Genomic DNA, 14,322 nt, shown 5'->3' with positions numbered 1-14,322 from the left:
ATCGCTTTGTTGATTGTTATTGTTTTGATTACAGTCACTTTAGATCATTTTAGTTTTTAGGTAAGATGTCTTGTTGTTAGGGGCGAACAGCCGTTCGCCCTTACGAGAATTATCTGAACTATTTGGAATAATTTAGACTGTGTTAAGGATTTAAAAATTCCTGATGTTCTCCAGTAATCTTCCTCAGTTCTTCTGGAGTACCATCCAGTTCTAACTTTCCTTGCTCTAGCAACACAATCCAATCCGATTTGATAATTACGCGGGGACGATGGGAAATGATGATGGTAGTTTTTCCTTGTCGAAATTCTAAAATTTGCCTTAATACTTGAGCCTCTGTCATGGGATCTAGAGCAGAAGTAGATTCATCGAGAATCAGTACCGGAGGATCGTTCGCGATCGCTCTGGCTAGGGCTAATCTTTGTTTTTGCCCTCCAGAAATGTTCGCTCCAAACTCACCTAAGATCGAGTCGTATTTATTGGGCATTTGACTAATGAATTCGTCTGCCCCAGCAATACAACAAGCTTGAACGATCTGCTCAAAACTGACAAAAGGAACACTCCAACGAAAATTATCGACTATGCTACGACTCCAGAAATAAGCTTCTTGGGGAACCAATACCACCTGGGTTCGCAGACATTCTAAATCGAGGTCTTGCTGGTTATAGTTTCCATAGCGAATATTACCAGAATTAAAATTGTATAATCTGGCAATTAATTTAACTAAAGTACTCTTACCACAACCCGATCGCCCAATAATGGAAGTAACTTTACCACCAGGGATAGTAAGAAAAAAATCACTGAATAGATTGTCATTACCAGGATGATAAAAATTGAGGTTGGAGCAAATAATATCCTCATCTCCTGGAAGATCTACCCAGTGCTTACGCAGATTATCTTTGGTTTCTGGACTTGCATTAATTACCTCAGTCAATCGCTCGGCAGCAGTTTTAACCCTGGTAAACTCCTCCACCCAACTGACTACATAGATAATTAATATAATTAAATTACGGTTTAAACTATGAAACGCCACTAATTGACCAACACTCAATTTTGATGCAATCACTAGAGTACCGCCATACCAAAGCACTGCCACAGTTCCTAAATTGGCAAATAAACGGGAAGAGACGAGATTAATAATGCCAATTTGAATAGTACCAAAATTCAAACTAGAGAAGCGTACAAAACGATTTTGTAATTCTTCCCAAGCTTGAGGTGCCGCGTTGATCGCCTTGAAAGTCAATGCACCTTTGAAAGATTCTAATAACAGTCCTTGGTTTTCGGCATCAGTAACAATTAGAGAGCGGGTTTTTTGTCGCAGAATTGGCAAAAAAAGAATTGTCGAGATGGACATACAAAGTGCGATCGCCAGCACAACTATGGTGAGTCGACTACTATAAAGCAGCATTAACCCTAGAGACACAATTCCAGTAAAAAATAAAACAGGCAGCTCCAGTAATACTTGTGCCAAAAGTTGATTTAGATGCCGAATATCTCGCAGACGGCTAATTACTTCGTTACTGCGATGAGTTTCATAGTAATCCAATGGTAAACGCAAAATTTGACGACCAAATTCTAGGGCGATACCCAACTCCAAACGTTGACCAAAATGAGCAATCAGATTAGCCTGAACAAATTCCAAACCACTGGCAATTAGATTCATAACTGCTATGGCGATCGCCACTCTGACTAAAAGTTGATTATCTCCCCTAACCAAGACATCGTCAGTGAGAATTTGCATCAAAATTGGTGTCGCCAAAAATAGCAATCCTACTACCAAATTCAGCGATAATGCTTCTAGCAAAATCCAACGGTAGGGGCGTAATCTTGTAAAAAACTGCCACAATCCCTCTACTCGATCATCAGGTTGCTTAAAAAAGTCTTCCTGAGGCTCTAGTAACAGCATTACGCCATTACTCCAATCTTCTTTTAATTCAGTCAGAGTTAAATAACGAACACCTACTGCGGGATCTGCTACTACATATTTTTTGCCCTTTTGACCGTGTAAAATTACCCAATGATAGCCTTTCCAATGAATAATAGCTGGTAAAGGGGCTTGATCGAGTTGTTCTAATAATTCATCCGTAGCACGAACGGGATAGGCATTAAACTGAATTGCTTCTGCACCCCTTCGCAAGCCGAACATAGTTGTGCCTAACTGCCCAGTTCCCACTACCTGTCGCATATGACTGAGGCTAAAATTACGACCGTAGTGTTTGGCAATAGTGGCAAGACAAGCAGCCCCACAATCTTCTTCATTGTGTTGCAGCACGCATTTATAGGACATAGATTATCTAAAATATCGGCAGCTTTATCAACCTCATAATGAGCAACAAAGGGCATTTTGACAAGATGATTTTTTAACTTAAATTTTGGGAATAATAAATGTAATTCTGATTACGCTGGTTTCCTGATGCTCTTGGAGCCAAACTAATTTCTGTTGTCGCTCGAGGTTTCATTAATAATCTGAATACTATGTTGACTAACGTGAGAATTAAGAGAACATTTCAGTCGATTAGTCCGTATCTCTGCGGTTTATTACTTCCCCTCAGTGCGATTGGACTCCGTCCAGGCTTCGCGATCGCTTCTACGCCAATATTGATTGAGCCAACTTTAGCTTCAGCAGAAATTATAAAAGCAACGCAATCTGAAGGAAATTTACTTGTGCAAGGTCGCCTGGCATATCAAGCTGGAAGGTACACTGAAGCAAAAACCTTATGGCAAGAAGTATATAAAGAATCTCAAGCTCAAGAAAATAATCTCGCTCAAGCTCAAACTCTAAATTATCTGGCTTTAACAAGTCATAAGTTAGGAGAATGGCAGGTAGCAGAGAAATATCTTGCTCAAAGCTTGGAAATACTTCAAGAGCATGAATCAGATCCTGATAGCTTAAAGATCAAAGCTCAAACTCTCAATACCCTTGGCAGAATAAAGTTAGGGATGGGTCAACCGGAAGCAGCTTTGGCAAGTTGGCAACAGGCAACTAAGATTTATCAACAGGCTGGAGATGAAGTAGGTGCCTTTGGAGTTGAAATTAATCAAGCCCAAGCATGGCAGAGTTTAGGACTGTATCGTCGTGCTCAAAAATCACTGCAGCAAATTGCCAACAAATTCGACCAACTATCCGATCCGACTTTAAAGATTACAGGCTTGCGTAGTTTGGGAATTGCCTTACAAGTTACTGGAGATTTGCAAGCTGCTCAAGAGATCTTAAATCAAAGTTTACTTCTTTCCCAAAAGCTAAATCTATCGGAAGAAAGCAGTACAACTCTCTTTAGTTTGGGTAATACGGCTCTTGCTTTAGCAAATCCAACTCAGGCAACTACTTTTTATCAACAGGCTGCCTCTACTACTTCTCAACCTCTACTGAAGACTGAAGCTCAATTAAATCAATTAGGCTTATTAATCTCCACTGAGCAATGGCAACCGGCTAGTAATTTGCTGTCAGAAATTCAAACTAATCTGGTTGCTCTTTCTCCTACTTCTAGCCGAAGATTAATCTATGCTCGTGTTAATTTAGCCAAACATATAATTGAGCTAGCTAATCATACCACCGACAATAAATATTTGGCTCAAACTAAAGAGCTATTAAAAACCTCAATTGAGCAAGCACGTCAACTTGAAGATCCCCAAGCAGAATCCTATGCAGTGGGGATGCTAGGACATCTCTACGAAGAACAGCAGCAACTATCTTTAGGACGCAAATATACTCAACAAGCTGTTCAAGTTGCCCAGGTGATTAACAATTCCGATCTTACTTATCAGTGGCAATGGCAATTAGGACGATTACTCAAGAACCAAGGAAATCAACCAGGAGCGATCGCATCTTATACGGAAGCTGTAAACGCTTTAGAATCTCTGCGGGGTGATTTGGTTGTTACTAATACAGATGTACAGTTTTCTTTCCGCGAAAGTATTGAACCTGTTTATCGTGAGTTAGTTAGTCTATTACTAAGCCCAGAAAATAATCAACCAGTAAGTCAAGATAATTTATTGCAAGCCAGAAATACCATTGAATCTTTGCAACTGGCAGAACTGAATAACTTTTTTCGCGAGGCTTGTCTCGATGCGACCCCTAAGGCTATCGAGGAAATAGATCGCCAGGCTGCGGTAGTTTATCCGATTATTTTACGCGATCGCTTAGAAGTAATCATCAGTTTGCCTGATAAGTCCCTCCGCCATTATTCCCAAGCTATTCCTCAAGCAGAATTAGATCCTGTAATTGATGAACTACGTCAAACTCTACAGATTAGGAGTCGCCGTCAATTTTTCGCCCCAGCCCAAAAACTCTACAGTCTTTTAATTCGTCCTGCTTTATCAGAACTGGCACAATATAACATCAAAACCTTAGTATTTGTTCCTGATGGTGCTTTCCGCAACATTCCCTTTGCTACTCTTCATGATGGCGAACAATACTTGATTGAACAATATAATGTAGCACTGACTCCTGGTTTACAATTACTGGCTCCTCAACCCCTAGAAGAAGTGGAATTAAAGACTTTAGCAGCAGGTATTACTCAACAGCGACGAGGCTTTGCTTCCTTAGAGTATGTCAATCAAGAACTAATAGATATTCAAAATCAAACTGATAGCGTTGTCTTGCGAGACGATCAATTCACTAAAAAGAGTTTAGAAGCAAAAATTCAAACCGCCCAATATCCTATTGTACATATTGCTACCCATGGTCAATTTAGCTCCAATTTAGAAGATACTTTCCTGCTCACCTGGGATAGCGAGATTAATATTGGCGAATTAGAGGAGCTATTAGACAGTAGTGACTCCAATAATAGACAACAGGCGATCGAATTGTTGATTCTTAGTGCATGCGAAACTGCTAGGGGTGATAATCGTGCTGCTTTAGGATTGGCAGGTATGTCGGTTCGAGCGGGAGCGAGAACTACTTTGGCTACACTCTGGGCTGTATACGACGAATCTACCGCGTTGACTATGAATAATTTTTATCAGAATATTACCCAAACTCAGGATAAAAGAAATAAAGCAGAAGCATTACGTCAAGCTCAAATAAACTTAATCAACTCTCCTCAGTTTCGCCATCCCTACTATTGGTCTCCTTTTGTGATGCTAGGCAATTGGCTCTAGTATTTTGTCAATTAAAAATTGACGGGTAAAGGGAAAGGGGAAAAGGTTAAAGGATAGCTTTTAACTGTAAAAATATATCTATTATTAATTAACTTGAGTTCGACGAAGCGAAAAAAGCTTAAATATTTCGCAACTTTCTAATTTCTAGATCTCTAAAGTCCTGATTTTTTCGTCAAGAAAAACATAACTCCTAACTCCGAATTCCGAATTTCGAACTCACGTTAATTAGTTGACGCAGCACTAGATTGATTATTTCTCTCTCCTTGGAATTTACGCCTAAAAAATCTGTAGGGGCGAATGACCATTCGCCCCTACTATAATCATGTATTCTGACAAGAACTCTCAAAATTAGATTAACTTGCTCTAATTTTGAACCAGCTCACTTTCGATAAAAGGTTCAGAAGCCAGATCTGCCAGACCAACTGACTGCAACAATTCAGACCATTTGTCTTGAATCATAGGCTGTTCTTCATTAGAATTATGACCTTCAGCTAACACAGATACAGCGTCATACCAGAAGCCATGTTGATTATAGAGTTCAGCTTTTTCTAACGTGTCAGCAGAATCTAGTTCCTGTTTAGCATTCATATCAATAGCTTCCTGGCGCATCCAACCCTCAACTACAATATCGCGCGATCGCTGTTGAGGATTGCAAATCATGGATAAATACCAATGATAATTTTGCTCTGTTTCTAATTGTTGGGAATAAATGTCGGCAGGAACTTCAACACTCATGATTCCTTGACCTTCGGTAGTCAAAAAGGCTTCATATAGTAGCTCATCTTGTTCATTACGAAGTACAAATTCCAGAGTTTTCTGGTTGCTGACTGGTGGTACGTAAAAGAATAGTTTAGGTGAAGTAGAAGCATTGAAGCCTAAAGTCTTTTCGGGAATTAGAGCAACTAAACTGTCATTCTCCGCATCTGCTACACAGCTATTGCCATTTCTGCTTCCACCGTCTCGACGATGAGTGGGCAAACCATAATTAGGATTAGCTGCTTGACTTTCTTCTGTTGGTTTTTCGGCTGTAGCAGGATGAGCTAAACCTAAAAGCATACAGTTAAGAGCAATTAATGTGCCATAAAAACCAGTTCTTTTTGCCGATATAGATTTAATATTTTTCATAGCTTTATAGGTTATAAAATATTGAATAGTGTGTATTAAAAATGTATATAAATATCTTAGTTTAATCAAACAAGAAATGTCCATATATTTGTATATAAATTACAATTAGCTTAATACTTTATTTTGTCAAAAACACAAGTTTTGACTTCAAAATTATTACTTTTATACTAGTATTAGTACTTAGCTGATATTTTGTTTTTCTGTTATCATTCATTTGATTCTTAGAGATAGTACTGTCTAATGACACTTAAACTAATTAGAATAGTTGCTAAAATTTTAAATTCGAAAACAAGTAAAAAAAGTATCAGTACATATACTTTATCCTTGGTATTACTAACTATTTTTATTACATCTATTGTCATTACTGTTAGACGGTTTGGTGGTCTGCAATTTTTGGAGTTAATTGCTTATGATTGGATGGTTAATTTGCACAGTCAAGAGGAAAAAGATCCGAGATTACTAGTAGTAGAAATTACGGATAAAGATATCGAACAGCAAAATAGTTGGCCTATTACTGATGAAACAACTGCTCTGTTACTAGAAAAATTACAACAGCATCAGCCTAAAGTAATTGGTTTTGATCTTTATCGGGAAGTTCCTTATCCTCCCGGTACAGAAACTCTAAGACAAGAACTACAAAAAGATAATGTAGTTGTGATCCAATTGTTGGGAGATGGAGAGAATAGTGTCTCTGCACCTCCGGGAGTATCTCAAGAACAGATCGGTTTCAACGACATAGTTTTAGATATTGATGATGTGTTGCGCCGCAATCTAATGTACGTCAAGTTTGGTGAAGGAAAAGATCAAGAACTATATTCCTTTTCTCTGAGGTTAAGTTTGAAGTATTTGGAAGATCGTAATCTTCAATTTCAAGTAAATGATAATTCTCTGCAAATTGGAGAAGTAGTTTTTCCCGATCTTCAGGCAAATTCTGGCGGTTATCAAATAGAGACTTCTGAGACTGCTGGTTGGCAGATTTTGGTTAACTATCGCTCTCCTAATATTGCCCAAAGGGTAACTCTTACAGAAGTTTTAACAGGACAAGTCGCTCCCAACTTAATTAAAGACAAAATTGTTTTAATTGGCACTAGTGCACCAAGTATAAAGGATATATTACCCACTCCTTATCGAGGCTCCCAAACATTTATGCCCGGGGTAGTAGCTCAGGCTCAGATGGTCAGTCAAATTTTAAATGTGACTTTAGATGGCGCTCGATTATTCTGGTTTTGGCCTGAGTTGATTGAAGGTTTTTGGATTTGGAGTTGGTCATTATGGGGAGCGGCGATCGCCTGGAGATTGAGAGAGCCACTCTTAATTGTGACTGCGGGAATAGCTAGCATTGTAGGTCTAGGAGTAATTTGCTTTGCTACTTTCTCTTTCGGGGGCTGGATTCCATCTATCCCTGCTGCACTCACCCTTGCTGTTACAATGGCTAGTGTTTTGGGTTATAAATCTCTCTATAATCTCTTTTACGATTCTTTGACTGGGCTACCTAACCGTACCTTGTTCGCAAAACAACTTAAAGAATTAAAACAAAGAAATCGCTCTAAGTCTCGCGGTTTGATCGCTATTCTCTGTCTAGATTTAGATCGATTTAAGTTAATTAATGATGGTTTGGGATATCAAGCTGGCGATCGCATCTTAATAGCTACGGCTCAACGTTTACAAGCACATCTAGACTCCAAAGCGATTCTTGCCAGAGTCGGGGCAGATGAATTTGCGATCGCCTTTAAAACCACGGAAAATACCGCAGAAGCAATTATAGTAGCCGAAAAATTAGAGCGGGAATTAAAGATCCCTTTTAAGCTCAGGGAACAAGACGTTTTCACTTCTGCCAGTATTGGTTTGGCTCTTAACCGGGTAGGAGAAGATTTTCAACCAGAAGAACTATTACACTCTTCCCAAACGGCTATGTTTAAGGCTAAGGCATCGGGAAAAAGCCGACATGAAGTATTTGCTACTAAGATGCATGAACAGGCATTTAAACGGCTGCAATTAGAGGCAGATTTAAATCAAGCCATTATCAATCAAGAATTTGAACTCTATTATCAGCCAATCATTTCATTTACCACCGGAATGTTATCTGGTTTTGAGGCCTTGGTACGTTGGCAATCTCCTACTAGAGGATTTATCTCCCCTGGTGCTTTTATTCCCGTTGCGGAAGAAACAGGCTTGATTGTCCCGATGGGAAAATGGATTTTAGAAACTGCATGTGGTCAGATGCAGGAGTGGAAAACAGAATTCCCTCAAGCAGAATCAGTAATGATGAGTGTTAATCTCTCTAGCAGACAGTTTACTCAACCTGATTTGGTAGCACAAATTCAAGAGGCTTTGAACACTACAGGATTAGATCCAAGCAATTTGAAGTTAGAGATTACCGAAAGCATGGTAATGAACGATGTAGAAAGTACAATTGTTCTGCTAAATCAGTTAAAAGAATTAAATATCAAAATTAGCCTAGACGATTTTGGCACCGGATTTTCTTCTTTTAGCTATTTACATCGATTTCCGACTGATACTCTGAAAATAGACCGTTCTTTTGTAGTTAATATGAGTCAAGGAGTTAAAACTCGAGAGATTGTCAGCACCATAGTCATCTTGGCCCATAAGCTAGGTATGGATGTGATTGCGGAAGGGATTGAAACAGAATCTGAAAAAGAAATTTTACAAGGCTTTAACTGTGAATACGGTCAGGGTTATTTCTTTGCCAAACCTTTACCCAAAGAAGATGCTACTAAGTTGTTTGCTGAAAATACCAAGTGGTCAGCATGAGTTCGGAGTTGGGAATTCGGAGTTAGAAGTTAGGAATTAACTCCGAGTGCCACTTGTAAAACTTGTTTTGATGCATTGACTAGAGATTACGGTATATTGTTGATCTCTGAATACTGAACAGCTATCTTGTAAACGATTAATAACAGGTATTTTTCCTGCTTTTAAATCTAGAATTGCTTTTTGGGTTACTTGTTGATGATCGATAAGCCACCTATTTTGTTCTAAGTATTCGGGAGTAAAACTAGATTGTTCAATTAGCCAATAATCGACACCATAACGGTCTATTAGATCTTGAACAATTTTCAAATCTGTAGAGTATTGAGCCTCAATCAGATCGATGACGCGCTTCCTAAAAGCTTGATAGTAACCCCAATGATAAGGGATGGCATATTCTCTACTAACTAGAATAGAGCGTTGGGTAAAGCTGGGTAGAGAATCTGCTTCTGCTGTTAAAGAAGCAATTAAGGTATTTTTAGGTTGTTGTTGAAAAAATTTGTATAGTTCGGGATGTGTGCCAACTTGATACCCAGTATGAATAAAATTCTTGAGACTAGCTGGATAGCCAACTAATATAATTATGGCTAAGCAAGTAATCATTAGAGAAATTGCTGATTTAAATCGATAAAAACTTTGGCTGTTTTTTGCCCAACTTAACAAAGCCTCTATGATTAAAACTAGAGCGATACTTGCTGCAAGAATAATGATTATTTTTAGAGAATGCTGAGTATAGCGACTGGGGAGATGTAGCTTAAATAACAATGCATGAGCAATAAAAAAAAGTGTGAATGAAACTAATAGTAAATTTGCTAAATAAGTAATTTTAGGATTTACTTTTTGGCTGAGTGGAAATTGCCTGGGAAATTTTAATAACAACGGTAACAATAAACCCCCATAAGCCAAAGGCGGTATCAGTGCCGAAGGTAATTTTACTCCACTCCTACTAGCATTAAACCAAAACTCCCAAGGATCGTGATCGTAAAAAAAACTTACTCTTCCTCCCGCTGTAAATTCTGGTAAATTTCTAGCTTGTTCGAGGGTAATGGTGGGACCATATTCAGAGATTGCCACTACATAGGGCAGGAGTGCTATAAAAGCTACCACCAAACCAATGCAACTCAATAAATATATATTTTTGTTAACTTGAAGACGAAGAAAATATCCTTGAATACGCCACAGTTGCAGAAATAAAACTCCTGCACTAATTAATACTAAAGAAGGATAAAACCAAGATAAAAGCAGAATAGTTAAACAAACTCCTACCAGCGATCGCCGTAACCAATAATAGAGAAAAGCCAAAAAAATCGGATAGATAAACGCTTTAGCTGTTCCCGATATCAAACCATCCTGCATCCAAAGATTTTGATTCAACATTAGAGCCGCAATAAATCCAGCAAAGGGAATTGGTAAAAGTTCTAGAGTGACTGCAAAACAATAGCCCGTCATCACTAAACTAATGATCCCTGGTAAAATCCTGTTAAATACCAAGGGATCAAGACCGAAACTGGCAAAAATACGGTATAAATTCTTATATCCCCAGGGAGCGATCGACTGAAAGTAGTTGGCGATAAGATCGTCAGGAAATAGTTCTGAATCCATAAAACGGCTCATCCAAAAGACGTGCTGTCTAGCATCATCTTGAATGATATATTCGCCACTAAAAGCTTTTTGCAGTGCCAAAAAACTATAAATCACTGCAAAAATCAAACTCAGACCTAACCAAAAAAACGATTGACTTTGCCACATTCCTGTGGGCGATTGCACGAAGCGCAGCGGCAGGATCGATTGTGCTTCGTCCAGACTCCGCGATTGAGCTCCGCCCACCGCCAAAGGCGATTGGACTCCGTCCAGGCTCCGCAATCGCTGGTTATCAATCTTAGATTCAACAGTAAAGAGAAAGTTGTATATTTTCGTGAGCAGCATTCTGGGATGAATAGAATCAATAATGTCAAAATTGAAGCTCCGTACCTTGCTTCTTTCGTCGCTGAAAGTGCGGATTCATGTATCATCCCAACTTGTCTAGTCAAAAACACCAATGGTGAAAACACGACTCCGACAGAGGATAATATCGAAAATAATAACTTCTTTCAGCTTTAATTTTGGCAATCGATTACTATAGAGCTGTTTTATCTTTAATTAACCAATAAGTAGATCCACTTTATTAAATACGGAATGGTTAAGATCGGGGTTAGGTGATAGGGGTTAGGGATTAGGGAGAATCATTTTCAATTTTTTTACTGTTCTATTAAACGTTTTATTAGGTGGAGCTACTTAGCTATTAGCTCTTGTTAGAGAAGAGATACAAAATTTTTCGAACTCCAAACTTCGAACTCCGAACTCCGAACTCCGAACTTCGAACTCCGAACTCCGAACTCCAAACTTCGAATTCCGAACTCCGAACTAATCTTAACTAACTTACATCCTAACCAGTACGAGAAATCCTATAACCTTTACCCTCACAAAAGGAACAAGTTTCAGTGCGTTGTATCTCCCCCGCACAGTCTCTAATCTCTATATAGCCTTTACCCTCGCACTGATAACAAGATTTATGTTTAACTTTTTTCTCTGACTTATTTCCTGACATATTGAAAATTACTCATTACTCATTACTCATTACTTATTACCCATACCCATGTTCAGCTAAAAAAGACAAACTAATAGCTTCTGGTTGCGAGTTTGTTGGTAAACGATGAGCAATTAGCTGATCGACATACTTGCCTAAGATATCGCTTTCCAGATTAACCAAATGTCCTGCTTGAAGGTAACTAAGATTAGTTTCAGCATAGGTATGAGGAATTACAGCAGCAGTAAACCAACTACCATCAGCAGCGCAATCAGCAATGGTCAGACTAATACCGTTAACGGCAATACTCCCCTTAGATACTAAATATCGACCAACTCGATGCCACTGTTCGGACATTCCGGTTGGTATGCCAAAACGAATCTCCCAGGATGTAGCAGTAGAAATCGATTCCAGCAAACAGCCAACACCATCTATATGTCCTGTCACAAAGTGTCCCCCAATTTTACTTCCCATACGCAGTGAAGTTTCCAAGTTGACGTATTTAGCAGCGCGATCGCGGTCGCCCAAAGTTGTTTTCTCAAGAGTTTCAGGGGAAGCAGTAGCTACAAAACCTCTCTCTAAAATCGCTTCTACGGTTAAACATACTCCATCTACGGCAACGCTATCACCAATAGCCAAATCTGACATTACTACCGCAGACTGTTCTCTTATTAATGAAATTTGAAAGGAATTTTGAGTATAAGCCTCAATAGATCCTAAAGATTGTACTAAACCTGTAAACATTATTGTATTTTTGAAGGCTTAATAATTTAACTATTATTTTTTTCTGAATAGTAAAGGCAACAGTAAAAAAACTGAGGCATACTGTGATTAACAGTAACATTTAGAACAACTCCATTTTAGTTTTTCTGCCTAAACATGGTTGAAAGATATTCAAAACATATTTTAATTTAAGATAGATATATATAGATCTTAAAATTTATTGTTATCTATCGCTCTTTACTCCTGCCAATCTTATTTACTTCAGAGGCCAAACCCATGATTGAAATGAAAGTTGCAGGCATTGTCTTAAATGCAGCTAGTCGTAGTCCGATGATTTTACTCAAGGATAGTTCAGAACGTAGGGCGTTACCAATTTTTATTGGACAAGACCAAGCTGAAGCGATTATTAAAGCTCTGGAAGGACATCGTCCCTCGCGACCTCTGACTCATGACTTAATTGCCAATATTTTTGACGACTGCAATATTAAACTAGAGCGAATTATTATTCATGCTCTAACCAATGATATTTTCTATGCAGTGCTTTGTATTAATCATAAAGGAGTTAAGAAGGAAATCGATTGTCGTCCCAGTGATGCCGTGGCGATCGCTTTGCGTACCGACAGTCCTATTTGGGTACTAGAAGAAGTTGTTGCTGATGCTTCAATTCCTGTGGACACTGATGCTGATGATGCTGAAAGAAAAGCATTTAGAGAGTTTGTTTCTCGCCTAAGCCCTGAACAGCTAATTAAGAAAAGCGGCTATAAAGAGCAACATTAAGACAATTCCCAATAATTGAGTATCAGGGACAAATGCTTGGTAATTTTTGAGGTTATGAAATACTGATTTAAGTATCTAGTATCTAATTCTATAAACAGTAGTAATGCGCCAGCGACGATTTGGTAAAACCGATCTTAATTTATCAGTATTTTCCCTGGGGACAATGCGTTGCTTGGCTTCTCCCCAAACCAACCGCCAAACAATTGAGCAGGCGATCGCTTTGGGGATTAATCATCTGGAAACTGCCAGAGGATATGGTCAGAGTGAAAATTATTTGGGACAAGCATTACAAGACTTAGCCATACCTCGGCAGCAAATTCATCTCACTACAAAATTATCTCCCACTCCTGATCCGCAGCAAATGAGCCAGTGGATCGACCAGTCTCTAAGCAGACTGCAAGTAGAATACATTGACTGTTTGGCACTTCATGGCATTAATACCTGGGAACATTTAAATTGGGTTACAAATCCTGATGGTTGTTTATCGGCAATACAAACTGCGATTAAACAAGGGAAAATCAAACATTTAGGTTTTTCGACTCATGGTAGCCTCGATTTGATTTTGGCAGCAATTAAGACAGATTTATTTGAATTTGTTAACCTACATTATTATTATTTTTTTCAGCGCAACCATCCCGCGATCGCTCTAGCACAAGAGAAAGACTTAGGAATATTTATTATTTCTCCTGCTGATAAGGGAGGTAGATTATATACTCCTCCAGCAAAGCTAGTAGAACTGAGTTTTCCCTTTACCCCCTTAGAATTAAACTATCGTTTTTTATTAAGCGATCGCCGTATTACTACTCTCAGTATTGGTGCCGCAAATCCTGATGAATTAACTACTCCGCTCCAAGTAGCTGATGCTGATTACCCCCTCACCACATCGGAAAAAGAGGTCTGTAAACGGCTTAAACAGCATTTAGAGACTAGTTTGACTACGGATCTCTGTTCCCAGTGCTATCGGTGTCTGCCCTGTCCTGAATCAATTAATATCCCTGAAATCCTAAGACTACGTAACTTGACTGTGGCTTACGAAATGCAGGATTATGGTCAATACCGTTATGGAATGTTGGAAAACGCGGGACATTGGTTTCCAGGGAAAAAAGGTAATCGTTGTACTGACTGTGGTGATTGTTTGCCACGCTGTCCAGAACAATTAAATATCCCAACTTTGCTTAGAGATACTCATCAACGCTTAAAGGGTAAAAAACGCCGACGCTTGTGGTCAGAATGATCGGCTTGTCCAAAATTAAAGGCTGAGGTTGCGC

Annotated in this window: 9 protein-coding genes; 4 read left to right on the top strand and 5 right to left on the bottom strand. The window is 38.8% G+C overall.

Annotation, left to right across the window (positions count from 1 at the left end):
* Window positions 1-142: 142 nt before the first annotated feature.
* Window positions 143-2,284, bottom strand: coding sequence for a peptidase domain-containing ABC transporter (locus PLEUR7319_RS0112810; RefSeq protein ID WP_026102481.1), 2,142 nt, complete (start codon window positions 2,282-2,284; stop codon window positions 143-145).
* A 188-nt stretch (window positions 2,285-2,472) separates the two neighbouring features.
* On the opposite strand from PLEUR7319_RS0112810, the gene PLEUR7319_RS0112805 reads away from it, so the two are divergent.
* On the top strand, window positions 2,473-5,097 hold the full coding sequence (locus PLEUR7319_RS0112805) for a CHAT domain-containing protein (RefSeq protein WP_019505627.1): 2,625 nt from the start codon (window positions 2,473-2,475) through the stop codon (window positions 5,095-5,097).
* A gap of 363 nt (window positions 5,098-5,460) precedes the next feature.
* On the opposite strand, the gene PLEUR7319_RS35175 is transcribed toward PLEUR7319_RS0112805, so the two are convergent.
* Window positions 5,461-6,222, bottom strand: a complete 762-nt coding sequence (locus PLEUR7319_RS35175; protein ID WP_051044432.1) for a DUF928 domain-containing protein — start codon at window positions 6,220-6,222, stop codon at window positions 5,461-5,463.
* A gap of 324 nt (window positions 6,223-6,546) precedes the next feature.
* Here PLEUR7319_RS35175 and PLEUR7319_RS0112795 point away from each other — a divergent pair, with 324 nt between their 5' ends.
* A complete protein-coding gene (locus PLEUR7319_RS0112795; protein ID WP_237743567.1) occupies window positions 6,547-8,994 on the top strand; it encodes an EAL domain-containing protein in 2,448 nt (815 codons plus the stop codon).
* A 36-nt stretch (window positions 8,995-9,030) separates the two neighbouring features.
* On the opposite strand, the gene PLEUR7319_RS0112790 is transcribed toward PLEUR7319_RS0112795, so the two are convergent.
* From PLEUR7319_RS0112790 to PLEUR7319_RS0112780, 3 genes are all read right to left on the bottom strand, one after another.
* Window positions 9,031-10,914, bottom strand: coding sequence for a hypothetical protein (locus tag PLEUR7319_RS0112790; RefSeq protein ID WP_019505624.1), 1,884 nt, complete (start codon window positions 10,912-10,914; stop codon window positions 9,031-9,033).
* 499 nt (window positions 10,915-11,413) lie between these two features.
* Window positions 11,414-11,575, bottom strand: coding sequence for a hypothetical protein (locus PLEUR7319_RS42640; protein ID WP_019505622.1), 162 nt, complete (start codon window positions 11,573-11,575; stop codon window positions 11,414-11,416).
* Between the two features lie 36 nt (window positions 11,576-11,611).
* On the bottom strand, window positions 11,612-12,298 hold the full coding sequence (locus tag PLEUR7319_RS0112780; protein WP_019505621.1) for a riboflavin synthase: 687 nt from the start codon (window positions 12,296-12,298) through the stop codon (window positions 11,612-11,614).
* A 255-nt stretch (window positions 12,299-12,553) separates the two neighbouring features.
* Here PLEUR7319_RS0112780 and PLEUR7319_RS0112775 point away from each other — a divergent pair, with 255 nt between their 5' ends.
* Both PLEUR7319_RS0112775 and PLEUR7319_RS0112770 read left to right on the top strand, forming a co-directional pair.
* Complete coding sequence (locus tag PLEUR7319_RS0112775; RefSeq protein ID WP_019505620.1) at window positions 12,554-13,054, top strand: bifunctional nuclease family protein; 501 nt, start codon at window positions 12,554-12,556, stop codon at window positions 13,052-13,054.
* 103 nt (window positions 13,055-13,157) lie between these two features.
* The gene (locus tag PLEUR7319_RS0112770) at window positions 13,158-14,288 is read left to right on the top strand and encodes an aldo/keto reductase (RefSeq protein WP_019505619.1); all 1,131 of its coding nucleotides are present in this window, start codon (window positions 13,158-13,160) and stop codon (window positions 14,286-14,288) included.
* The last annotated feature ends 34 nt before the right edge of the window (window positions 14,289-14,322 follow it).

It is taken from the genome of Pleurocapsa sp. PCC 7319, assembly GCF_000332195.1.
Taxonomy (GTDB): Bacteria; Cyanobacteriota; Cyanobacteriia; order Cyanobacteriales; family Xenococcaceae; genus Waterburya.
Note: the sequence above shows the minus strand (reverse complement) of the source record. Positions and strands in the feature narration are given on the sequence as shown.

Coding starts and splice junctions, on each gene's coding strand:
- PLEUR7319_RS0112770 (WP_019505619.1), top strand. CDS start 13,158: ATGCGCCAGCGACGATTTGGTAAAACCGATCTTAATTTATCAGTATTT.
- PLEUR7319_RS0112780 (WP_019505621.1), bottom strand. CDS start 12,298: ATGTTTACAGGTTTAGTACAATCTTTAGGATCTATTGAGGCTTATACT.
- PLEUR7319_RS0112790 (WP_019505624.1), bottom strand. CDS start 10,914: ATGCTGCTCACGAAAATATACAACTTTCTCTTTACTGTTGAATCTAAG.
- PLEUR7319_RS0112805 (WP_019505627.1), top strand. CDS start 2,473: ATGTTGACTAACGTGAGAATTAAGAGAACATTTCAGTCGATTAGTCCG.
- PLEUR7319_RS35175 (WP_051044432.1), bottom strand. CDS start 6,222: ATGAAAAATATTAAATCTATATCGGCAAAAAGAACTGGTTTTTATGGC.
- PLEUR7319_RS0112775 (WP_019505620.1), top strand. CDS start 12,554: ATGATTGAAATGAAAGTTGCAGGCATTGTCTTAAATGCAGCTAGTCGT.
- PLEUR7319_RS42640 (WP_019505622.1), bottom strand. CDS start 11,575: ATGTCAGGAAATAAGTCAGAGAAAAAAGTTAAACATAAATCTTGTTAT.
- PLEUR7319_RS0112810 (WP_026102481.1), bottom strand. CDS start 2,284: ATGTCCTATAAATGCGTGCTGCAACACAATGAAGAAGATTGTGGGGCT.